This is a genomic window from Streptomyces sp. NPDC018610 (assembly GCF_044391765.1).
Classification (GTDB): Bacteria; Actinomycetota; Actinomycetes; order Streptomycetales; family Streptomycetaceae; genus Streptomyces.
In genome coordinates this window covers 26,678-49,057 of record NZ_JBISAL010000001.1, presented here as the reverse complement: position 1 = coordinate 49,057, position 22,380 = coordinate 26,678, and the positions used below count along the sequence as shown (strand labels likewise).

General features: G+C 73.7%; 21 protein-coding genes. 11 read left to right on the top strand and 10 right to left on the bottom strand.

All coding sequences use genetic code 11. The features are described from left to right. Positions 1–138: 138 nt before the first annotated feature. Positions 139–1,266, top strand: a complete 1,128-nt coding sequence (locus tag ACH5A8_RS00235) for an alpha/beta hydrolase family protein (RefSeq protein ID WP_398996338.1) — start codon at positions 139–141, stop codon at positions 1,264–1,266. Positions 1,267–1,640: 374 nt separating this feature from the next. Next, complete coding sequence (locus ACH5A8_RS00230; protein WP_398996336.1) at positions 1,641–2,924, top strand: hypothetical protein; 1,284 nt, start codon at positions 1,641–1,643, stop codon at positions 2,922–2,924. Positions 2,925–2,947: 23 nt separating this feature from the next. Here ACH5A8_RS00230 and ACH5A8_RS00225 read toward each other — a convergent pair whose 3' ends face one another. Next, on the bottom strand, positions 2,948–3,364 hold the full coding sequence (locus ACH5A8_RS00225; RefSeq protein ID WP_398996334.1) for a VOC family protein: 417 nt from the start codon (positions 3,362–3,364) through the stop codon (positions 2,948–2,950). A 260-nt stretch (positions 3,365–3,624) separates the two neighbouring features. Here ACH5A8_RS00225 and ACH5A8_RS00220 point away from each other — a divergent pair, with 260 nt between their 5' ends. From ACH5A8_RS00220 to ACH5A8_RS00210, 3 genes are all read left to right on the top strand, one after another. Continuing rightward, positions 3,625–5,223, top strand: a complete 1,599-nt coding sequence (locus tag ACH5A8_RS00220; RefSeq protein ID WP_398996332.1) for an ABC-F family ATP-binding cassette domain-containing protein — start codon at positions 3,625–3,627, stop codon at positions 5,221–5,223. A gap of 378 nt (positions 5,224–5,601) precedes the next feature. Continuing rightward, positions 5,602–5,823, top strand: coding sequence for a helix-turn-helix domain-containing protein (locus tag ACH5A8_RS00215; protein ID WP_018567695.1), 222 nt, complete (start codon positions 5,602–5,604; stop codon positions 5,821–5,823). A gap of 130 nt (positions 5,824–5,953) precedes the next feature. Then, entirely contained in the window at positions 5,954–6,766 is an 813-nt protein-coding gene (locus tag ACH5A8_RS00210) for an enoyl-CoA hydratase/isomerase family protein (RefSeq protein WP_398996330.1), read from the top strand. A gap of 80 nt (positions 6,767–6,846) precedes the next feature. Here the strand turns inward: ACH5A8_RS00210 and ACH5A8_RS00205 are convergent, their stop codons facing one another. From ACH5A8_RS00205 to ACH5A8_RS00185, 5 genes are all read right to left on the bottom strand, one after another. Next, the gene (locus tag ACH5A8_RS00205) at positions 6,847–7,602 is read right to left on the bottom strand and encodes an SDR family oxidoreductase (protein ID WP_398996328.1); all 756 of its coding nucleotides are present in this window, start codon (positions 7,600–7,602) and stop codon (positions 6,847–6,849) included. Between the two features lie 4 nt (positions 7,603–7,606). Beyond that, a complete protein-coding gene (locus ACH5A8_RS00200; protein WP_398996327.1) occupies positions 7,607–9,406 on the bottom strand; it encodes a glycoside hydrolase family 15 protein in 1,800 nt (599 codons plus the stop codon). A 62-nt stretch (positions 9,407–9,468) separates the two neighbouring features. Continuing rightward, complete coding sequence (locus ACH5A8_RS00195; RefSeq protein WP_398996325.1) at positions 9,469–10,302, bottom strand: SURF1 family protein; 834 nt, start codon at positions 10,300–10,302, stop codon at positions 9,469–9,471. A gap of 49 nt (positions 10,303–10,351) precedes the next feature. Then, on the bottom strand, positions 10,352–10,585 hold the full coding sequence (locus tag ACH5A8_RS00190) for a hypothetical protein (protein WP_398996323.1): 234 nt from the start codon (positions 10,583–10,585) through the stop codon (positions 10,352–10,354). Positions 10,586–10,879: 294 nt separating this feature from the next. Further along, positions 10,880–11,866, bottom strand: a complete 987-nt coding sequence (locus tag ACH5A8_RS00185) for a DEDDh family exonuclease (protein ID WP_398996322.1) — start codon at positions 11,864–11,866, stop codon at positions 10,880–10,882. A 393-nt stretch (positions 11,867–12,259) separates the two neighbouring features. Here ACH5A8_RS00185 and ACH5A8_RS00180 point away from each other — a divergent pair, with 393 nt between their 5' ends. Together ACH5A8_RS00180 and ACH5A8_RS00175 are read left to right on the top strand one after the other, a co-directional pair. Next, the gene (locus ACH5A8_RS00180) at positions 12,260–12,970 is read left to right on the top strand and encodes a VIT family protein (RefSeq protein ID WP_398996320.1); all 711 of its coding nucleotides are present in this window, start codon (positions 12,260–12,262) and stop codon (positions 12,968–12,970) included. A 170-nt stretch (positions 12,971–13,140) separates the two neighbouring features. After that, positions 13,141–14,187: a zinc-dependent alcohol dehydrogenase family protein gene (locus ACH5A8_RS00175; RefSeq protein ID WP_398996318.1), complete on the top strand. Its 1,047-nt coding sequence runs from the start codon at positions 13,141–13,143 to the stop codon at positions 14,185–14,187. A gap of 123 nt (positions 14,188–14,310) precedes the next feature. Here ACH5A8_RS00175 and ACH5A8_RS00170 read toward each other — a convergent pair whose 3' ends face one another. Together ACH5A8_RS00170 and ACH5A8_RS00165 are read right to left on the bottom strand one after the other, a co-directional pair. Then, complete coding sequence (locus ACH5A8_RS00170; protein WP_398996317.1) at positions 14,311–15,720, bottom strand: CoA transferase; 1,410 nt, start codon at positions 15,718–15,720, stop codon at positions 14,311–14,313. Between the two features lie 166 nt (positions 15,721–15,886). Then, complete coding sequence (locus ACH5A8_RS00165; protein WP_398996315.1) at positions 15,887–17,413, bottom strand: S8 family peptidase; 1,527 nt, start codon at positions 17,411–17,413, stop codon at positions 15,887–15,889. Between the two features lie 260 nt (positions 17,414–17,673). Here ACH5A8_RS00165 and ACH5A8_RS00160 point away from each other — a divergent pair, with 260 nt between their 5' ends. The 3 genes from ACH5A8_RS00160 to moaA all read left to right on the top strand — a co-directional run bounded on the left by ACH5A8_RS00160 (position 17,674) and on the right by moaA (position 20,836). After that, complete coding sequence (locus ACH5A8_RS00160) at positions 17,674–18,030, top strand: DUF485 domain-containing protein (RefSeq protein WP_398996313.1); 357 nt, start codon at positions 17,674–17,676, stop codon at positions 18,028–18,030. After that, positions 18,027–19,667: a cation acetate symporter gene (locus ACH5A8_RS00155; RefSeq protein WP_398996311.1), complete on the top strand. Its 1,641-nt coding sequence runs from the start codon at positions 18,027–18,029 to the stop codon at positions 19,665–19,667. Before ACH5A8_RS00160 ends, ACH5A8_RS00155 begins: the two co-directional genes overlap by 4 nt. A 179-nt stretch (positions 19,668–19,846) precedes the next feature. Continuing rightward, on the top strand, positions 19,847–20,836 hold the full coding sequence (moaA, locus tag ACH5A8_RS00150) for a GTP 3',8-cyclase MoaA (protein ID WP_398996310.1): 990 nt from the start codon (positions 19,847–19,849) through the stop codon (positions 20,834–20,836). Between the two features lie 21 nt (positions 20,837–20,857). Here moaA and ACH5A8_RS00145 read toward each other — a convergent pair whose 3' ends face one another. Both ACH5A8_RS00145 and ACH5A8_RS00140 read right to left on the bottom strand, forming a co-directional pair. Next, entirely contained in the window at positions 20,858–21,091 is a 234-nt protein-coding gene (locus ACH5A8_RS00145; protein WP_398996308.1) for a hypothetical protein, read from the bottom strand. Between the two features lie 233 nt (positions 21,092–21,324). Beyond that, positions 21,325–21,726 carry a DUF3099 domain-containing protein gene (locus tag ACH5A8_RS00140; RefSeq protein ID WP_398996306.1) on the bottom strand — a complete coding sequence of 134 codons (402 nt, stop codon included), beginning with the start codon at positions 21,724–21,726 and terminating at the stop codon, positions 21,325–21,327. Between the two features lie 298 nt (positions 21,727–22,024). Here ACH5A8_RS00140 and ACH5A8_RS00135 point away from each other — a divergent pair, with 298 nt between their 5' ends. After that, positions 22,025–22,309: a GlsB/YeaQ/YmgE family stress response membrane protein gene (locus ACH5A8_RS00135; RefSeq protein ID WP_398996304.1), complete on the top strand. Its 285-nt coding sequence runs from the start codon at positions 22,025–22,027 to the stop codon at positions 22,307–22,309. Positions 22,310–22,380: the final 71 nt, after the last annotated feature.

Here is a 22,380-nt window from a genome sequence, read left to right as displayed (position 1 = left end):
CGGGCCCGGTGACGAAGGCGGATCCCCCCGAAACCACGACCAGGGATGAAGGCGGCTCTTCCTGGAACTCGCAGGGGCATGTCACCCCGACCCCTTCTCCCGCTGGCCGGTGCTCCGGTACGCCGTGACACTGGTCCCGTGCGCACAGTCAAAGCGACGGCCGCGGCCGTCACCGCGGCCCTGGCGGCCGGCGCGGCGAGCGTCGCCGTCGGCCGGCTCGCGAGCGACGCCGCGCTCAAGGCACCCCCGGGCCGGCCCCTGCCCACCGACCACCGGCTCACCGTGCACGGCACGGCCGCCGGCCAGATCACCCTCACCCGTGACCTGGCTTCGCTGCGCCCCGGCACCTACGGTCTGGCCGGCAACGGCTCCCACGCCATCGTGGGCCCCGTCCTGAACGGCGCCCCCCATCTGCCCGACACCGTCGTCCGCCGCCTCGACCGCGTCACGCACGGCCTCCTGCACCCCCGCGACAAGGTCTGGCTCACCCCCAACGTGCACGTCGGCAACCCGCACAGCGCCCTCGGCCTGCGCTACACCGACGTCGACGTCCCCGGCGAACTGGGCAACCTGCCCGCCTGGTTCCTGCCCGGCGTCCGCGAGACCTGGGTGATCACCGTGCACGGCCTGGGCACCACCCGGGAACTTCCCCTGAACATCATGGAGTTCCTGCACCGCAGACACTTCCCGGTGCTGGACCTCGCCTACCGCGGCGACCTCGGCGCGCCCCGCTCCCCGGACGGTCTGAGCCACCTCGGCCAGACCGAGTGGCGCGACCTGGACGCGGCGATCCGCCACGCCGTGCTTCACGGCGCCGAACGGGTCGTCCTGTACGGCTGGTCCACCGGCGCCACCATGGCGCTGCGCGCCGCCCTCCACTCGGAGCTGCGCGACCGCGTCTCCGGGCTGATCCTTGACTCGCCGGTGCTCGACTGGGAGACCACGCTGCGGGCCCTGGCCAGGGCGCGGCACACCCCGCACGCCCTGCTGCCGCTCGCGGTGCGCGCCGCGCAGGGCCGCACCGGACTGCACGGGGACCGCGTCGCCGAGGCCGCCGACCCCGCGCGGCTCACGGTGCCCACCCTGATCTTCCACGGCCCGGGCGACGAGGTGGCGCCCTGGCGCTTCTCCCGCCGACTGGCCGCCCGCCGACCCAACCTGGTCGCCCTGCACACGGTCCCCGACGCCCCTCACGGCGCCATGTGGAACGCCGACCCCGAGGGCTACGAGGAGGCCCTGCGCCGCTTCCTCACCCCGCTGATGTGACCGGTGCGCGACCGGCCCCGCGACCTGCTCCGGCCGTTCCGCTCCCGGCCGGGGCGGGGGCCGCCCCGCCCCGCAGCGGGCGGTTCCCGCCGCGCCGACTCCCGTTCCGCGCCGGCCGGTTCGCGTCGTTCCGCCCGCGGTCCGGACCCCTGCGTTGGCCTTCCCCGTCGCCCGCCGTGACATTCCGTTTGGGTTTTCGGACCGTCAACCGGAAGACTGCACCTGTGACGTCCCGTATCCCGCGCGACTCCAGGCTTCGACTCGTCCGCCCACGACCCCTGGCCGCCGCCCCCCGAGCCGTGAACCAGCGGCGCCCGCGCCGCCCCGCGCCCCGCCCCCCGGAGGGCACCCCCGCCCCCGCGGAGCTGGCCAGAATGGCGCGCTCCGGCCTGGCCGGCGCGGTCCGCGTCGCCCGCTGGGCCGACGCCGCCCTCGGGCCCGGCCGCGACGGGGCGACCGCCGACGGCAAGGCCACCCTCTCCGCGAGCACCGCCGAACGTGCGGCCGGCGAGCTGGGCCTCACGGTCGCCCGGATCCGCGCCGACTGGGACACCGCCCGCCTCGCCGGCCTCATCGAGGTCCACGGCGACAGCGCCCGCCCCGGCTGGCGGCTGCGCGCCTGGGACCGCGACGACAGCGCCGTGCTGCGCGGCTGGGTGGCCCTGTTCGACGCGTGGTCGCTCGCCTGCCCGGAGCCCGGGGACCGGGAGGCCGCCGCCGTCGCCGAGGTCGTCTCGGCCATGCCGCAGGTGCTCTCCTTCCTCCAGCTCTCCGCCGGCCCCGTCCCCGTCGACCAGCTCCTCGACCTCCTCCAGCAGCGCGTCACCGAACTGCGCACCGCGCGCTGCGAGGTCCCCTACGACCCGCAGCTCGAACCCACCCCCCTCGCCCCGACGGCCGCCCCGCCCGCCCCGGAGCCCGCCGAGGCCGACGACGCCCCGCTCGAGCCGCTGCTCGACTGGGCCCTGCGCGCGCTGGCCTCCGTCGGCGCGCTCACCTACGGCGACGGCCAGGCCACCCTCACCCCGCTGGGCAGCTGGGCGGTCTGGGTCAAGCTGGAGCAGATCTGCGTCGCCGCCCAGAGCCCCGCCGGGAACATCGAGCAGGCCGCCGAGGACATGCTCCGCGGCTGCGCCCAGCTGCGCCCCAACGCGGCCCGCGCCGAGTACCGCGCCTGGCTCGCCGCCCGCCCCGTGGGCAGCGCCGTCACCGAGCTCCTGGTCGCCGCCCGTGGCGAGGACGCCCTGCTGCGCGGGCTCGCCTTCGAGGCGCTGCGCGTCGTCGGCGCCCCCGCCGAGCCCGACGTACGGGCCGTGCTCGACGAGCCGGCGCTGCGGCCGTACGCCCTGCTGTGGCTGGCCGAGCACGACGGCGTCGACCCGGAGGACGCGCACGAGGTCCTCACCCGCGAGGAGGCGACCTGGCTGTGGGTGGACACCGCCGCCGCCGTCGCCGACCACGGCGAGGCGCCGATGCTCGTACGGCACCTGGAGGCCGCGCTGCAGCCCACCGTCCCCGCCCTGCTCGACGAGGTACGGGCCGTGGGGCACCCGCGTACCGTGCAGGTGCTGGTCGCGCTCGCCGCCGCGCACCCCGATCCGGCCCTCGCCAAGGCCGTCCGCCGGGCCGCCTTCCAGGTCCACACCGGCGGCAGCTGAGCGGGCCGGGGCGTCGGGCGGGCTCAGCCCTCCGTGCGCGGCGCGTACGTGCCGAAGCTCCAGACGTTGCCCTCGGCGTCCCGGGCCATGTAGTCCCGGGACCCGTGGTCCTGGTCGGTCGGGGGCATCAGGATCTCCACGCCGTGGTCCACCGCGCGCTGGTAGTGGCCGTCCACGTCGTCCACGACGACGTACACCCCCGCCGGGCCCGCCCCGCGCATCGCCTCGTCGAACCGGCCGCCGCGCGCCTTCGAGCCGAGCATCACCGCGCCGTTGCCCTGCACCAGCTCGGCGTGCTGGACCAGGCCGTCCTCGCCCTCGTACACCGACAGCTCGGTGAAGCCGAGGGCCTCGGTGAGCTGTTTCACGGCCGCCTTCGCGTCCGCGTACAGCAGCGCCGGGTAGATGCTCGGGCGTCCGCCGCCGACCGTGTCCGTCATGCCGATCACTCCCTCGTGACCCGGTTCGGGCCGGGGATCGCGGCCCGTCGCCCAGTGTGGCAGCGGCCACCGACGACGCCCGGCGGCGACGCGGGAGCCCGCCTCCCCGCGACCCCGGTCCCGCGCTCGCGCGAACACCGGGGAAAACCGCTTGCGGGCCCCCGTTAGACTGTTCCGCATGGCCATTCTCCTCGCGCATTAGACCAGCGGGAACGTCCTCAAGCCGTCCGTCCCGCCCCTACCCGCCCTGGAGTCTGTCCGTGATCTCCGCTTCCGGCATCGAGCTGCGCGCCGGCGCCCGCATCCTCATCGAGAACGCAACCTTCCGCGTCGCCAAGGGCGACCGCATCGGTCTGGTCGGCCGCAACGGCGCCGGCAAGACCACCCTCACGAAGTGCCTCGCCGGCGAGGGCATCCCGGCCGGCGGCACCATCACCCGCTCCGGCGAGGTCGGCTACCTCCCGCAGGACCCGCGCACCGGCGACCTCGACGTGCTCGCCCGCGACCGCGTCCTGTCCGCCCGCGGCCTGGACGTCCTGATCCGCAAGATGCGCGAGAACGAGCAGCGCATCGCCAACGGCCAGGGCGCCACGCGCGAGAAGGCGCTGCGCCAGTACGAGCGCCAGGAGACCGAGTTCCTCACCAAGGGCGGGTACGCCGCCGAGGCCGAGGCCGCCACCATCGCCGCCGCGCTCAACCTGCCCGACCGGGTGCTCGGCCAGCCCCTGCACACGCTCTCCGGCGGTCAGCGCCGCCGTATCGAGCTGGCCCGCATCCTGTTCTCCGACGCGGACACCCTGCTGCTGGACGAGCCGACCAACCACCTCGACGCGGACTCGATCATCTGGCTGCGCGACTACCTGAAGACCTACCGCGGCGGCTTCATCGTCATCTCCCACGACGTCGACCTGGTCGAGACGGTCGTCAACAAGGTGTTCTACCTGGACGCCAACCGCTCCCAGATCGACATCTACAACATGGGCTGGAAGCTCTACCAGCAGCAGCGCGAGGCCGACGAGAAGCGCCGCAAGCGCGAGCGCGCCAACGCCGAGAAGAAGGCCGCCGCGCTGCACTCCCAGGCCGACAAGATGCGCGCCAAGGCCACCAAGACCGTGGCCGCGCAGAACATGGCCCGCCGCGCCGACAAGCTGCTGGCGGGGCTGGAGGCCGCGCGGCAGTCCGACAAGGTCGCCAAGCTCCGCTTCCCCGAGCCCGCGCCCTGCGGCAGGACGCCGCTGATGGCCGAGGGCCTGTCGAAGTCGTACGGCTCCCTGGAGATCTTCACGGACGTCGACCTGGCCGTCGACAGGGGTTCCCGGGTCGTCATCCTGGGTCTCAACGGCGCGGGCAAGACCACGCTGCTGCGGCTGCTGGGCGGCGTGGAGAAGCCCGACACCGGCCAGGTCGTCCCCGGTCACGGCCTCAAGCTCGGCTACTACGCGCAGGAGCACGAGACCCTGGACCCGGAGCGCACCGTCCTGGAGAACATGCGTTCGGCGGCACCCGACATGGACCTGGTCGAGGTCCGCAAGGTGCTCGGCTCGTTCCTGTTCTCCGGCGACGACGTCGACAAGCCGGCCGGGGTCCTCTCCGGCGGTGAGAAGACCCGTCTCGCGCTGGCGACCCTGGTGGTCTCCTCGGCCAACGTCCTGCTGCTGGACGAGCCCACCAACAACCTCGACCCGGCCAGCCGCGAGGAGATCCTCGGGGCGCTGCGCACCTACAAGGGCGCGGTCGTCCTCGTCACGCACGACGAGGGCGCCGTCGAGGCGCTCCAGCCCGAGCGGATCATCCTGCTGCCCGACGGCGTCGAGGACCTGTGGGGCGCCGACTACGCGGACCTCGTCGCCCTGGCCTGACGGCGGGGCGCCCCGGCCTCTCCGGGGCTCCGACCGGGCGCCGTCCGGGCGCCGGTCAACGGGGCATGGATCATTCGGCCCATCGGTGATCCATCATCTGTGTGAGATCTTTTCGTATCGGGGTGTGTCATACACCGATTTCCCGGCCGAGCCCTTATGTGCCAAGGGCTCGGCCGTCGCGCGCCTGTGACCTGGCCTTTCTGCGAACAACCCGTTCGGCGGTACGGGCGGAGCCGGACGGAATACTCGATTCCGCTTGTGGGGACGTGCTCCTGTCGTCACAACCGTGTCTCACGGACCTTGCCGAATGGGTGGCCATCACGCCCCGGAGGGGTGATCATGAGGAGACCAGAGCGCACTTCCCATGAGGAGGCACGGGTGGCCGAGACTCTGAAGAAGGGCAGCCGGGTGACCGGCGCCGCGCGCGACAAGCTCGCGGCAGACCTGAAGAAGAAGTACGACGCCGGTGCGAGCATTCGGGCGTTGGCCGAGGAGACCGGCCGCTCGTATGGCTTCGTGCACCGGATGCTCAGCGAGTCGGGCGTCACGCTCCGTGGGCGTGGCGGAGCGACGCGGGGCAAGAAGGCCGCCTCGGCCTGACCCCGGGCGGCCCATCGGCTTCGATGGTGACCACCCGGTCGGTCCGCTGGTCGGCCGGGTGGTTACTGTGCAGTCACTTACGATGTCCGCGCAGGGCATCGCGGCTGACCGCACGCATCGGAGGCGCACCATGGCTTCGCCCGAGCACGACCTCGCACCGCTCGACCCGGTTCTCGACAAGGACGGCGTACGGCTCACCGTCGACGACGCGATCGCCACGGTGACGCTGACCAACCCGGCCAAGCGCAACGCGCAGAGCCCCGCTCTGTGGCGGGCGCTCGCCGAGGCCGGGCGGCTGCTGCCGGGCACCGTCCGTGTCGTGCTGCTGCGCGCGGAGGGCAAGTCGTTCTCCGCCGGGCTCGACCGGCAGGCGTTCACGCCGGAGGGCTTCGACGGCGAGCCGTCGTTCCTCGACCTCGCACGCGGTGGCGACGACGAACTGGACGCGACCATCGCCGAGTACCAGGAGGCGTTCACCTGGTGGCGTCGCCGCGACGTCGTGACCGTCGCCGCGGTCCAGGGCCACGCCATCGGGGCGGGCTTCCAGTTGGCACTCGCCTGTGACCTGCGCGTCGTCGCGGACGACGTGCAGTTCGCGATGCGCGAGACCAGCCTCGGCCTGGTCCCGGACCTCACCGGCACGCATCCGCTGGTGGGACTGGTCGGCTATGCCCGGGCACTGGAGATCTGCGCCACCGGCCGGTTCGTCACCGCCGAGGAGGCGGTGAGCTGCGGGCTGGCCAACATCGCCGTGCCCCGCGAGCAGCTCGACGCCGCCGCGGGCGACCTGGCGTCGGCGATCCTCGCCGCGCCCCGGGACGCGGTGATCGAGACCAAGGCGCTGCTCCAGGGCGCCCACGGCCGCTCGTACGAGGACCAGCGCGCCGCCGAACGCCAGTCCCAGGCCCGCCGCCTGCGCGACCTCGCCGGCCTCGGCGAATAGCCGGACCGGGACGCCCGCGTCCGGGGCACGGGCGCGGGCGGTCGCCGGCGTGCCCGTCCGCGCCCAGGGCTCCCGAGGGGTCAGAACCCGTGCCGGAACCCGCCGTCCACCGGCAGCATCACGCCCGTGACGAAGGACGCCGCAGGGGAGAGCAGGAACGCGGCGGCGCGGCCGAACTCCTCCGGCGTCCCGTACCGGCGCAGCGGGATGCGCGACTCGCTCGCCGCCCGGGTGGCCTCCGGGTCCGCGGACAGCGCGTCCAGTTCGCGTACCCGGTCGGTGTCGATACGGCCCGGGAGCACCCCGACGACCCGGATGCCCCGCGGCCCCAGCTCGTCCGCGAGGGACTTGGCGAACCCGGCGAGGCCCGGCCGCAGCCCGTTGGAGATGGTCAGCCCGGGGATCGGCTCGTGCACCGACCCGGACAGCACGAACCCGATGACGCCACCGGCCTCCAGCTCCGCCGCCGCCGCGCGGGCGAGCCGCACCGCGCCCAGGAACACCGACTCGAACGCCGACTGCCACTGCTCGTCGGTGTTGTCCGCGACGAATCCGGGCGGTGGCCCGCCGACGCTCACGAGCACGCCGTGGAAGCCGCCGAAACGCTCCCGCGCGGTGGCGATCAGCCGCTCGGCGGCCCCGGCGTCCGCGTTGTCCACGGCCACCCCGACGGCGTCCGGGCCCAGTTCGGCCGCCGCCTCGGCGACCCGCTCCTCGTCCCGTCCGGTGATGACCACCTTCGCGCCGTCGGCCAGCAGCTCGCGCGCGGTGGCGTTGCCCAGCCCGCGCGTCGCCCCGGTGACGACGTACACCCGGTCCTTCAGTCCAAGATCCATGGCCCTATCCTGCCCGCTCGTCCCCGTACAGGGCGAGGGCGGTGTTGACCAGGCCGATGTGGCTGAAGGCCTGCGGGAAGTTGCCGAGCTGGCGCCCGGAGCCCGATCCGTCGTCGACGAGGTACTCCTCCGAGAGCAGCCCCACGTCGTTGGCCAGCCCCACCAGACGCTCGAACAGCGCCTCGGCCTCCTTCGTACGCCCCGTCATGTGCAGCGCGTCGGCGAGCCAGAACGAGCACACCAGGAACGTGCCCTCCCCGCCGGGCAGCCCGTCGACGGCTCCGGCGTCGGCGCTGTAGCGGCGGACGAGACCGCCCTCGCCGAGTTCCGCGCGCACCGCCTCGACGGTGCCGGTCACCCGCGGGTCGTCCGGCGGCAGGAACCCCACACGCGGGATGAGCAGCAGGGCGGCGTCCAGCTCCCGCGAGCCGTAGGACTGGGTGAAGGTGTTCCGCCGCGGGTCGTAGCCCTTCTCGCAGACCTCGCGGTGCACCGCCTCGCGCAGCCGGCGCCAGCCGTCGAGGTCGCCGCGCAGTCCCGGGTCCTCCTCCAGGGTGCGCACCGCCCGGTCGGCGGCCACCCACACCATCACCTTGGAGTGCACGAAGTGCCGCCGCCCGCCGCGCACCTCCCACAGCCCCTCGTCGGGCTCCCGCCAGGCCTCGCTCAGGAAGTCCAGCAGCGCGCGCTGCATCGACCAGATGTGCGGCTTGGCCGACAGTCCCGAGCGCCGGGCCAGCGACAGCGTGTCCATGACCTCGCCGTACACGTCCAGCTGGCGCTGGAGCACCGCGTCGTTGCCGACGCGCACCGGCGCCGAGCCGGCGAAACCGGACAGCCACGGCAGCTCATACTCGGGCAGCCGGCGCTCGCCCGCCAGCCCGTACATGATCTGCAGGTCCGCCGGGTCGCCGGCGACCGCGCGCAGCAGCCAGTTCCGCCACGCCTCGGCCTCCTCCTGGTAGCCCGCCGACAGCAGCGCGCCGAGGGTGAGCGTGGAGTCGCGCAGCCAGCAGTAGCGGTAGTCCCAGTTGCGTACGCCGCCCAGCTCCTCGGGCAGCGAGGTGGTGGGGGCAGCGACGATGCCGCCGGTGGGGGCGTAGGTGAGCGCCTTGAGGGTGATCAGGGAGCGGACGACCACGTCCCGGTGCGGGCCGGTGTAGCGGCAGCGCGCCGCCCACGCCCTCCAGTCCGTGACGCTGTGCTCCAACGCCTCGTACGGGTCGATCAGCGGGGGTCGCGGGTCGTGCGAGGGATGCCAGGTCAGGACGAACGCCACCCGCTCGCCCTCGGCGACGTCGAACCGCGAGTGCGTCCCGAAGGCCTCGCCCCAGGTGCGTACCGGCGGCTCGCTGCGCAGCCATGCCGAGTCCGGTCCGGCGACGGCCACCCGATGGCCGTCGGACCTGCGCATCCAGGGGACGACCGAGCCGTGGTCGAAGCGCAGCCGCAGTGTGCTGCGCACGGTCACCCGGCCGCTCAGGCCCTCCACGATCCGCACCAGGTCGGGGGCCCGGTCGCGCTGCGGCATCAGGTCGGTGACCCGGACGGAGCCCTGCGGGGTGTCCCACTCGGTGTCCAGGACGAGGGTGTCGGGGCGGTAGGCGCGGCGGGTGCAGGGGCCTTCGGCCCCCTCCGGGGCGATGCGCCAGTGGCCGTTCTCCTCGTCGCCGAGCAGCCTGGCGAAGCAGGCCCCGGAGTCGAAGCGGGGCAGGCAGAGCCAGTCGACCGAACCGTCCCTGCCGATCAGCGCGGCGGTCTGTTCGTCGCCTATGAGGGCGTAGTCCTCTATCCGGGGCAGCATGGATGACCGGTTTCCCGGCGGACCCGCGCGGCAATCAGCCCCGGGCTCACGACGGCCGGGTCCTAGACGGCCGCCGTCTCGCTCTCCGCCACCGCCGTCGCGTCCGTCCCGTCCTCCTGCGTCCGATCCCGCAGCTCACGGCGGGCCAGGACCAGCCAGCCGACGGGGACGCACGCGGCGAACAGCCACCACTGGACGGCGTACGGCAGGTTGATGTCACCGAGGCCGATCCAGCTGCTGTCCTCCTTGGGCGAGGGGAGCAGCTGGGGACTGCCACCCCCGGGGGCGGGGGAGACCAGTTCGACGTAACCGCCGAGGACCGCCTTGGCGGAGGAGTCGCCCTTGTCCCGCAGGAGGGTTCCGACCTGTTCGCTGTTGATCAGCATGATCTGGCGGTCCGGCAGTCCCGAGACGTTCTTGATGCCGCTGGCCGCCGTCGTCTCGTCCTGCATCAGCCGGCCGGTGACCGTGATGTCGCCCCGGGCGGGGGCCGGGATCTTCGGGAAGGAGGTCTGCGAGGCGGGTGAGGCGACCCAGCCCCGGTTGACGAGGAGGGTCCTGCCGTCGTCCAGCACGAACGGGGTCAGGACGTGGTAGCCGACCTGGTCGTCGCTGTTGGTGCGCCGGCGCACCACGAGCTCGTGCGCCGTGTCGAAGCGGCCCTTGGCGGTCACCCGGCGGTAGATGTCGTCGTGCGCGACCGAACCGCCGACCGAGGTGAGCGACTCGACCGGCACGGGCTTCGCCGCCAGCGAGGCGTCGATCACCTGGTTCAGCTTCTGCCGGTGGTCGTGGCGGTGCAGCTGCCAGAAACCCAGCCAGATCATCGTCGGGATGAGCAGCAGAGCCACAAGGGTCAGGATCACCCACTGGCGGGTCAACAGGAAGCGGTACACCCCACGACGGTACCGCGCCCGCCGTGGGGTGTTTTCGGCAGGGGTGTCCTCAGACACGGTCGACGATTCCGGCCCTCCCCTCCGCGCGGGCGCAGTGTCCGCCGCAGTACCAGTGGCCCTCGACCTCGACGCCCTGGCCGATGATCTGCACACGACAGTGTTCGCAGATCGGCGCCATGCGGTGGATCGCGCAGGAGAAGCAGTCGAAGACATGCACCGCGCCCTGGGCATGGACCTCGAAGGTCATACCGTAGTCATTTCCGCATACTTCACATCTCGCCATGGGGCACAGGGTGAGCCGTGGCCGCCGCGCGGGCGAGGGGGGCGCGGGCGAGTCGCCCGGCAATCACCCGTACGCGCGTCGGCCGTCGTTCGCGCGGACGTCACCCGCTCGTGCGCCGGCCGCGGGTCCGTCCGGGCCCGGCCCCGGGGCCGCGGCGCGCAGGGCGGGGCGGGGCCCCGGGCCGTGGTGGTGGTGCGAGTGACCGGGCGGGGTCCGGACGCGGCCCGGTCGTCGCCGGGCCGCGCTCGGCGGTGCCCGGCCCGGCGGTGCTCGCGGACGCCGTCCGCGTCCGGATCAGTCGCCGTCCGCCGGTTCCACGTCCCTGAGCAGCTGCCCGAACGCGGCCTCGTCCACCACCGGCGTGCCGAACTGCCGGGCCCTGGCCACCTTGGAGGTGCCGGAGTCCGGGTCATTGGTCACCAGCAGGCTGGTCAGCCGGGACAGACTGGTGGCGACGTGCAGTCCCGCCTCGGTCGCGCGGTCCTCCAGCAGCTCGCGTTCGACGGAGGTGTCGCCGGAGAAGGCGACCCGCATGCCCTGCTTGAGTCGTTTGCCCTCTTCGTAACGTCCCGGGTTGGGATGAGGGCACGCGGGCCTCTTGCGGGAGGGGCGCCAACTGCTCGCCCCGTAGCCGCCGTAGCCGCCCGACTGCTGTCGGGGCACGGGCCGGTCCGACCACTCGGTCAGCGGCCGGCACTCCAGCAGCGGCAGCCGGACGCCGCCCGCCGCCGCGGCCCGCAGGCTCGGCCGGAACGCCTCCGCCAGCACCCGGGCGTCGTCCAGCGCGTGGTGCGCCCGCTGCTGCACGACGCCGAAGTGCGCCGCCAGCGACTCCAGCTTGTGGTTCGGCAGCGGCAGGCCCAGCTCCTTGGAGAGCGCGATGGTGCACAGCCGTTGCCGCACCGGCGCCTCCCGCTGTGCGCGCGCGTACTCCCGGGCGATCATCTGCCAGTCGAACACCGCGTTGTGCGCGACGAGCACCCGGTCGGCCAGCCGGACCGCGAACTCCTCGGCGATCTCCGCGAACAGCGGCGCGCCCTCCAGCGCCTCGCTCGTCAGCCCGTGGATCCACACCGGGCCGGGGTCCCGCTCCGGATTGACCAGCGTGTACCAGTGGTCCTCGACCTCGCCGCGCGCGTCCAGCCGGTAGACCGCCGCGGAGATGATGCGGTCGTCGCGGGCCAGGCCGGTGGTCTCCACGTCGACGACCGCGTACCCCTGCGGATACGCGGTCGGCCACGGTGTGGGGGAGGCCCCTGCGATCGTGCGGTCTTCGAGCATGGTCCATGAGGATACGGGCCGCCACTGACAGCCCGGCCCCTCAGGTGCCCGCCGCGCCGCCCGCGCGCCCCCGCGCTCCCCTCACGCGACCGCGCGCGGACCGCCCCCGGGCGCCGTCCGCACGCGCCTTCCGCGAAAACGCCCGAAACGGACCAGAGTTCACAAGCCGGGTGGCGGGCGAGCGGTGGGGCGGCGAGCCGGGTGGCGCGGCGGACCGGCGAACTCGCCGTCCGGACGCACCGGTTGGTTCCAAAGGGGCGTGAGAGGCGCGTCGAGGACCCGGAGGGCGGGGCGGGACGCGCGGAGCGGGACGCGCACGGCGCGGGGATGCGTCCGCCGTCGGCCCGCGCCGCCTGGGGGCCCCCGCGCCGCGGCCGTGCGATCCTCCGTGCTGTGACCGAACCAACGCATGACGAGCCGCACGGCGGCGCGCTCGGCTCCCGTCTCAACTGGCTGCGGGCCGCGGTCCTCGGCGCGAACGACGGCATCGTCTCCACCGCGGGACTCGTCGTCGGCGTCGCCGGGGCGACCGACTCCCGCCCGGCGCTGCTGACCGCCGGGCTGGCCGGGCTGCTGGCCGGATCGATGTCGATGGCGGCGGGGGAGTACGTGTCGGTGTCGACCCAGCGGGACTCGGAGCGGGCCGCGCTGGCCCAGGAACGACAGGAGTTGCGCGACCGCCCCGAGGCCGAACTGCGGGAGCTGACCGAACTGCTCGAAGAGCGCGGGCTGTCCCACGAGGTGGCCCGGGAAGCGGCGCAGCAGCTCACCGAACGCGACGCGCTCAGGGCCCACGCGCGGGTGGAGCTCGGCATCGACCCCGACCGGCTGACCAACCCCTGGCACGCCGCCTGGGCGAGCTTCCTGGCGTTCACGGTCGGAGCGCTGCTGCCGCTGCTGGCGATCGTGCTGCCCCCGGTGGGCCTGCGGCTGACGGTCACGGTCCTGTCCGTCCTGGCCGCCCTCGTCCTCACCGGCTTCAGCAGCGCCCGGCTGGGCGCGGCACGGCCCGGCCGGGCGGTGGCGCGCAACGTGGCCGGCGGCGCGCTGGCCATGGCCGTGACCTACGCGGCGGGCGCCCTCCTGAGCGCCGCGGGCGCCTGAAGCCGCCCGGCCCCCCGCACGGATCCCGGCCTCGGCGAGCGGCGGCGCGCGGCGGCGGCGTACGGTGAGGTGCGCCGGACCACCGTCCGGGCGAGTGAACCACCCGTACCACCCGTACCACCCCGATACGTCCCCTGGTACGCCCCCAGCAGAAGGAGAAGGGTCCCGCCATGCGCGCCACCACCATCCACGCCCCGTACGACCTGCGGGTGGAGGACGTGCCCGAGCCCGTGGTGCAACTGCCCACCGACGCCGTGGTGCGGGTGCTGCGCGCCTGCATCTGCGGCAGCGACCTGTGGGCGTACCGCGGGCAGGCGGCGCGGCAGCCCGGACAGCGCATCGGGCACGAGTTCCTGGGCGTGGTCGAGGAGACCGGCCGGGAGGTGACGGGCGTCAGCCGCGGTGACCTGGTGGTCGTGCCCTTCCGGTGGTCCGACGGCGTCTGCGACTACTGCCGCGAGGGCCTCACCACCTCCTGCGAGCACGGCGGCTTCTGGGGCACCGTGGGCCACGACGGCGGTCAGGGCGAGGCCGTGCGGGTGCCGTTCGCCGACGGCACCCTGGTCCGGCTGCCCAAGGACGCCGTCTCCGACGAGCGCCTGCTGTCCGCGCTGCTGACCCTGTCCGACGTCCTCGGCACCGGCCACCACGCCGCCCTCGGCGCGGGCGCCCGGCCCGGGGCCACCGTCGCGGTCGTGGGCGACGGGGCCGTGGGGCTTTGCGCGGTGCTGGCCGCCCGGCGGCTGGGCGCCGAGCGGATCATCGCCCTCGGCCGCCACGAGGCCCGTACCGACATCGCGCGCCGCTTCGGGGCCACCGACGTCGTCGCCGAGCGGGGGGACGCGGCCCTCGAGGCGGTCCGCGAACTCACCCGCGGCCAGGGCGCGCACGCCGTCGTCGAGGCGGTCGGCACCGAGCAGTCCATGCGGACCGCCGTCGACATCGCCCGCGACGGCGGCGCCATCGGCTTCGTCGGCGTGCCCCACGGCAGCGGCACGGGACTCGACCTCGACGTCCTGTTCGACCGCAACATCGCGCTGCGCGGCGGCGTCGCCCCGGTCCGGGCCTACATCCCCGAGCTGCTGCCCGACATCCTGGACGGCACGATCGACCCGTCGCCGGTCTTCGACATGACGGTCGGTCTGGAGGGCGTGCCCGACGGCTACAAGGCCATGGACGAGCGGGTCGCGCTCAAGGTCCTCGTCACCGCCGGCTGACCGACTCACCGCGGGGGCCGTCGGACCGGCCGGCAGCGCCGTCAGCGGCCGCCGCGCCGGCCGGCACGGAACGGTCGAACAGGCAGGTGGGCGACGGCGACCGCGGGAAGCGCGCCCGCCCGGTCAGACCCAGCGGGCCGCGTCCGCCCCCAGGGGCCCGGAGGGCCGCGCCCAGTCGACGGGGCCGCCGGCGAAGGCGACGGGCGAGCGGGCGTACCGCAGCCGCCCGAGCGCGCTGTCCCGCTCCGCGAGCCACGGCCCGGGACCGTCGTACGGGTCGCCCGCGACGGTGGCGACCGCCTCCGGCGCCGCGCCCCGCCCGCCGCCCGCGCCGGTCCCCCCGGTCAGCCAGGCCGCCGTACGCGCCAGCGCCAGCCGCACGAGGCGGCTGCCGCCCTCCTCCGACTGCTCGGTGAGCGCCCGCAGCACCGCCGCCGCCAGCAGATAGCCCGTGCCGTGGTCGAGGGCCTGCGCGGGCAGCGCGCCGGGCTGCCGCTCGGATCCCTCGGTCACGGCGATGCCGGTGGCGACCTGGACGACGCTGTCGAAGCCCCGCCGCTCCTGCCAGGGCCCGTACCGGCCCCACGCCGACAACTGCACCACGACCAGTCCGGGCCGCCGCTCGGCCAGCGCCTCGGGGGAGAGGCCGAACCGGTCCAGGGCGCCCGGGCGGTACCCGGTGACGACGACGTCCGCCGTGGCCAACAGGTCCTCGAAGACCGCCCGGCCGGCCGCGAGGTCCAGCGTCACCGAGCGCTTGCCGAACCCCGTGTCCGCGTGCTGGTCGGCCAGTTCGGGCAGGTGCGGGGCGTCCAGGCGCAGCACGTCCGCGCCCAGCAGGGCGAGCGTGCGGGTGGCGACCGGGCCGGCGGTGACCCGGGTCAGGTCCAGGACGCGCAGTCCGGCGGCGGGCAGCAGGGGAGCGGCCCCGGCGAGGGGCGGGAGCACGCGAGCGGGGGCCTCGTCCAGCCGTCCCCGTTCGACCAGTGGGCGTTCGGCCACCGCCACCGCCTGCGGATGGGCGGCCCACTCCCGGGGTGTCCGCAGCGCGACGGCGAGTCCGCCGGCCGCGGTGACGCTCTCCTCGACGTCGAGCGCCGGGCGTCCGGCGAGCGCGGCCCGCGCGGACTCCACCGAGGCGCCGTCCTCGGGCAGCCCCAGCGCGCGCAGCAACCGCTGCCGGTGGTGCGGGTAGTTGGCGTGCGTGCGCACCCAGCCGTCCGCCGTGCGCCAGAACCGCGACAACGGCGCGAAGTTCACGAGCTGCCGCCCGTCGACGAGGAGGTGACGTTCGCTGACGAACGCCGTGGCCACCGCACCGTCGTCCACGCGCACCGTCGGCACCTCGGTGAGAGCGGCCCGCCGTGCCCCGAGTTCGGCGGCGGCCAGCGCGCAGGCGCCCACGCAGGCGCGTGCGAACTCCCGCACGGGAAGGCGCGCCGCGAGCGCGCCTTCCCGTTCCACGACGGTGACCCTCGGGAGAAGGGCGGGATCGCCGCCCAGTGCGGACCAAGCGAAGGTGATGTCAGTCATGACCCGCACTATGCGCCATCGGCCCGTCCGGTCCGCTACGGGCCTCCCGGTCCGGCCCCCACGGGCGTCGGCGCGCGCCCTTCACGACGGCCGGCTTCCGGCCACGACGGCTCGGTGCCCGGTCACGACGGAACGGTTCCCGCCGTGACCGTCCGGCGCCCGGCCCTCAGCGGGTGACCGCGGCCAGCGCGTCCGCCGTGCCCCAGCCGTAGAAACCGTTGTGGTTCTTCGTCCCCTTGCACACGGCGTCGGCCTTGCCGTCGCCGTCGATGTCGTACGGGTCGGTGCACGGCGTGGCGCTCGCCTCCGCGTACAGCAGCGCCTTCACCAGCGCGGGGGAGGCGTGCGGGTGCGTCGACTTGATCAGCGCGGCGACGCCGGCCACGTGCGGGCTGGCCATCGACGTGCCCGCCATGTAACCCCAGGTGCCGCCGGGCAGCGGGCCGAGGATCAGGCCGCTGGTGGCCGGGGGCGCCGGGGTCTGGTAGACCGTCGAGTCGCCGCCCGGCGCGGCTATGTCGATCACGCCGAGGCCGTAGTTGGAGAAGGACGACTTGACGCCCTTGGCGCCGGTCGCCGCGACCGTGACCACGCCCGGGAGCTGGGTGGGTATGTCGAAGCACTTGTGCGGGTCGACCGTCCGGGTCCCGGGCGTGGAGTCGTTCGGGGAGGACGGGTCGGTGATCGAGCGGGAGGCCAGGTCGTAGTTCTCGTTGCCGGCCGCCGCGACGTTGACGGTGCCCTTCTTCTCGGCGTACTGCGAGGCCCGCCGGACGGCGTCCACGAGCGCCTTCTGGTCGGGGTCGTCGGTGCAGTTGAAGTACCACGGGTCGGTGTAATAGCTGTTGTTGGTGACGTCGACGTGGTGCTCCGCCGCCCACACGAAGCCGCACACCACGGCCTCGGTGTAGAAGAACCCGTCGGGGTTGCCCACCTTGATGCCGGCCACCTTCACGCCCGGCGCCACACCCGTGATGCCGACGCCGTTCTTCGCGCCCGCGATCTCACCGGCCACGTGGGTGCCGTGCGGGCTGTCGACGGCGCTGGGCCGCCAGGCGCCGTCCGTCGCGTCCGGCTTGCCCGAGACGCAGCTCGCGGAGGCCGCGCGGTCGAAGTTCGGCGCGATGTCGGGGTGGGTGTCGTCGACGCCGGTGTCCAGGACGGCGACGGTGACCTTCGGGCTGCCGAGCGTCTTCTCGTGCGCCTTGTCCGCCTTGATGGCGGGCAGGTCCCACTGCAGCGGCTCCAGCGGGTCCTGGCCGTCGGCGGCCTCGGCCCTCGCCTCGCTCAGCTGCGCGGCGGTCAGCGGCCGCGGCGCGCCCGTGTCGGTGGTCGACTGCGCGGGCAGCGGAGCGGTCCGCGTGGCTCCCGCCGAGTCGACCCCGCGCACCTTGCGGATCCGCTGGGCGAAGCCGGGGTCCGAGGAGTGGGCGACGATGACGCCGATGCGGTCGTACGTCACGACGACGGTGCCGCCGGCCGCCTCGATCGCCCGCCGCACGTCGGCGAGCGTGTGACGGTCGGTCCTGGTGTTGACGACGTACGTGAGGGCGGACGCGTCCGCGGTCTGCGCGGCGGACGTCGCTCGCGGCGCCGCCGACGCCGCCGCCGGGAGGAATCCGAGCGAGGCGGTCAGCGACAGCACGACCGGTACGGCCAGGGCGAGTCGACGTCTCGAACGCAGATGAGCCATGGGGTCTCCACATCATCCGGGAACAGAACCGCCCGACGCGTCGGCGCAGTTCGGGCAGGTACATGACGGGTTACGCAGGCCGAAGCTATCCCGCCGTCCCACCGCTCAGCAATGACTCGGCAATGACTCCTCCAGGCCACTTGCGAAACAACTCATAGGACTTGAACCGCCTCTCGCGTGGCGCCGTGGACCTTGGGCAGGGAGCCCGAGCACCATCGAGCCCCCTGTCGCATCCGCAGCCGCACCACGAGGAGACAGACGTGGCCACCGAGACACCGCCACCCCCGAAGACCCCGGTCGCACGCCCCTCCGCCGAGGAGTTCGTCGCGGTGCGGGAGAGCGCGGAGTTCGGTGAACTGCGCCGCTCCCACCGCTCCTTCGCCTTCCCGCTGACCGTCGCGTTCATCGCCTGGTACCTGCTGTACGTCCTGCTCTCCAACTACGCGGGCGACTTCATGGGCACCAAGCTGGCCGGCAACCTCAACGTCGCCCTCGCCCTCGGCCTCGCCCAGTTCCTCACCACGTTCCTCATCGCCTGGTGGTACGCGCGGCACGCCGCCGCCAAGCTCGACCCCAAGGCCGAAGCCATCAAGTCCCGGATGGAGGGCGGAGAATGAGCCCCGCGACGCACCCCGCAGCACACACCCTGCTGGCCGCCGGCGGCGCCGCGAGCGAGCACCGCACGCTGATCATCACCCTGTTCTCGGTCTTCGTCGCCGCCACCCTCGTCATCACCGTCTGGGCCGGCCGGCAGACCAAGGACGCCGCCGACTTCTACGCGGGCGGACGGCAGTTCACCGGCTTCCAGAACGGACTCGCCGTCTCCGGCGACTACATGTCCGCCGCGTCCTTCCTCGGCATCGCCGGCGCCATCGCCCTCTTCGGCTACGACGGCTTCCTGTACTCCATCGGCTTCCTCGTCGCCTGGCTGGTCGCCCTGCTCCTGGTCGCCGAGCCGCTGCGCAACTCGGGCCGCTACACCATGGGCGACGTCCTCGCCTACCGCATGCGCCAGCGCCCCGTGCGCACCGCCGCCGGCGCCTCCACCATCGTCGTGTCGATCTTCTACCTGCTCGCCCAGATGGCCGGCGCCGGCGTCCTCGTCTCCCTGCTGCTCGGCATCACCAGCGACGCCGGCAAGATCGGCATCGTCGCACTGGTCGGCGTCCTGATGATCGTGTACGTCACCATCGGCGGCATGAAGGGCACCACCTGGGTGCAGATGGTCAAGGCCGTGCTGCTGATGGCCGGCGCCGTCCTGCTGACCTTCCTGGTGCTCCTGAAGTTCGACTTCAACGTCTCCGACCTGCTCGGCAGCGCCGCCGACAACAGCGGCAAGGGCGCCGCCTTCCTGGAGCCCGGCCTCAAGTACGGCGCCACCGGGACCACCAAGCTGGACTTCCTCTCGCTCGGCGTCGCCCTGGTGCTCGGTACCGCCGGCCTGCCGCACATCCTGATCCGCTTCTACACCGTCCCCACCGCCAAGGCCGCCCGCAAGTCCGTGATCTGGGCGATCGGCCTCATCGGCGCCTTCTACCTGATGACCCTCGCCCTCGGCTTCGGCGCCGCCGCGCTGATCAAGCCGGACGAGATCATCGCCTCCAACAAGGCGGGCAACACCGCGGCCCCGCTGCTCGCCCTGCACCTGGGCGGCACCGACTCCGACTGGGGCGCGATCCTGCTCGCCTCCATCTCCGCGGTCGCCTTCGCCACCATCCTCGCCGTCGTCGCCGGGCTCACCCTGGCCTCGTCGTCCTCCTTCGCCCACGACATCTACGCCAACGTCATCAAGAAGGGCGCCGCCACCGAGAAGCAGGAACTGGGCGCGGCCCGCTGGGCGACCGTCGGCATCGGCGCGGTCTCCATCGTCCTGGGCGCCCTCGCCCGCGACCTCAACGTGGCCGGCCTGGTCGCCCTCGCCTTCGCCGTCGCCGCCTCCGCCAACCTGCCCACGATCCTCTACAGTCTGTTCTGGAAGCGGTTCACCACCGCCGGCGCCCTGTGGTCGATCTACGGCGGCCTGGTCAGCGCGGTGGGCCTGGTGCTGTTCTCGCCGGTCGTCTCCGGCAAGCCGACCTCGATGTTCCCGGACGTCGACTTCCACTGGTTCCCGCTGGAGAACCCCGGCCTCATCTCCATCCCGGTGGGCTTCCTGCTGGGCGTCGTGGGCACCCTGCTGTCCAAGGAACAGCCGGACAGCGCCAAGTACGCGGAACTGGAGGTGCGGTCCCTGACGGGCACCGGCGCGCACTGAGCGGTGCTCACGGGCGCCCACTGAGCGGTTCGCACCGGCGGCCGTGCCGCGGGGATCGTAGATCCCTACGACACGGCCGCGCCCACTCCGTCGGATCGGGCACTGCGGTCTGTCGGCGCCGTCACGTAGGCTCGCAGGTGTCGGAACACAACTGGTCCGCGACACGGGAGGGGGCCCACGTGCTCATCGACACCTACGGCCGGGTGGCCACCGACCTGCGGGTCTCGCTCACCGACCGGTGCAACCTGCGCTGCACCTACTGCATGCCCGAGGAGGGCCTGCAGTGGCTGGCCAAGCCCGACCTGCTCACCGACGACGAGATCGTCCGCCTGATCGACATCGCGGTCACCTCCCTCGGTGTGGAGGAGGTCCGCTTCACCGGCGGCGAGCCGCTGCTGCGGCCCGGACTGGTCGGCATCGTGGAGCGGGTCACCGCCCTGGAGCCCCGCCCCCGCACCTCCCTGACCACCAACGGCATCGGGCTCAGGCGCACCGCGGCGGCACTGAAGGCGGCCGGCCTGGACCGGGTCAACGTCTCCCTGGACACCCTGCGCCCGGACGTGTTCAAGACGCTCACCCGCCGGGACCGGCACAAGGACGTCCTCGAGGGCCTCAGGGCCGCGCGGGACGCCGGCCTGACCCCGGTGAAGGTGAACACGGTCCTGATGCCCGGCCTCAACGCCGACGAGGCCCCCGACCTGCTGGCCTGGGCGGTGGAGCACGACTACGAACTGCGCTTCATCGAGCAGATGCCGCTGGACGCCCAGCACGGCTGGAAGCGCGAGGGCATGGTCACCGCGGGCGACATCCTCGCCGCCCTGCGCACCCGCTTCGAACTGACCCCCGAGGGCGCCGAGGAGCGCGGCTCCGCCCCGGCCGAGCGCTGGATCGTCGACGGCGGCCCGCACCGCGTCGGCGTCATCGCCTCGGTCACCCGCCCGTTCTGCGCGGCCTGCGACCGCACCCGCCTCACCGCCGACGGCCAGGTCCGCACCTGTCTGTTCGCCACCGAGGAGACCGACCTGCGCGCGGCCCTGCGCTCCGGGGCCCCGGACGAGGAGATCGCCCGCCTGTGGCGTCAGGCGATGTGGGGCAAGAAGGCGGGCGCGGGCCTCGACGACCCGTCGTTCGTCCAGCCCGACCGCCCGATGTCGGCGATCGGCGGCTAGGGCGATCGGCGGCCGGAAAGGCTAGGAGGCGCCGTCCCGTGTGTCCTCGGCCGCCTGCCACTGAGCCAGCGGCACGACGTCCTTGAGGAAGCCGCGCACCCCGAGGAACTGCGACAGGTGCTCCCGGTGCTCCTCGCACGCCAGCCACGTCTTGCGGCGCTCCGGGGTGTGCAGCTTCGGGTTGTTCCAGGCCAGCACCCACACGGCGGCGGCACGGCAGCCCTTGGCGGAGCAGATCGGGGTCTCGTCAGTCACAGGTTCGTCTCACAGCCACGGCACAACAAGGCGACGCCGAGCAGCCACGGGGGGAGCTGCCCGGCGTCGGTCTGTCGCTCCGACGGGGGATGCGGAGCGCGTACGAAGTATGTCACGGGTGACCCGTCGCCCGGCACCGGAACAACATGATTGATCTGAGCTTTTCTTGAGCTTCGCGCACAGGGCTCCCCAAGGCCGGTCCGGCCCCGACCCGCCCGGTCGGCGGCCCCGTCTCAGGTCCCGTCGCGGGACTCGCGCGCCGCCCCGGCCGCGGGCTCGCCCGCCACGTCCTCCGGAACGGATTCCGCGGAGCCGTCCTCCGCCGTGCGCGGCGAGGTGATCATCGGTTTCGCCGGGACGGTGACGAACGTCGACGGCAGGCCCGGGGCGTTCTCCCGGCCCGCGTTGGCGATCACCACGGCGATGTACGGCAGGACCGCGCCGAGCACCAGCGCCACGATCGCCACGTACCGTTCGACGTTCCACAGCGCCACCGCGAGGAGCACCGACGCCGTACGGATCGTCATCGAGATCACGTACCGGCGCTGCCGGCCGCGCACGTCCTCCTGCAGGCCCGTCCGGGCGCCCGTGATCCGGAACACCTGGGCGCCGCCCCCGCCATGCTGCTTCCGCATCACATTCCACCATTCGTCCGCATCGGGCCGCTCCCCGGCCCGCACCCGGTCCACGACCGGGCCGGGACACCGCGCCCGCACAACCTCGCCCTCCACGTTACGCCGCGTGGCCACCGCCTTCGAGGTCGGGGCACCGCCCGCCCGCGCGAACGCACCGCCCGCGACCGTCCCCGCGCCCCGCGCGCCCCAAAGCGCCCGCTCTGCGCCTCGCGCGTACGGCCCCGTCCGGCATGCGGCGTAGGGGCGGGGAACCGACACTGGCCGTAATGCTCACGTCGAACCGGACGAGGAGGCGGCCATGGGCTGGTTGTGGGCGATCATCGTGGGATTCATCCTGGGTCTGATCGCCAAGGCGGTGATCCCCGGCAAACAGCACAGTCCCCTCTGGCTGACCACCATCTTCGGCATGCTCGGAGCGATCGTCGGCAACGCGATCGCCCGCGGCCTCGGCGTCGAGGAGACCCGCGGCGTCGACTGGAGCCGGCACATCTTCCAGATCGTCGCCGCCATCGTCATCGTCGCCGTCGGCGACATGCTCTACCTGAGGATGTGGGGCCACCGGAAACAGCGGCAGCGGATGTAGCGCGCACACCGGGGTACGCACGACGAGGGGGCGGCCCGGAGACCGGGACCGCCCCCTCGCACACGACGCGC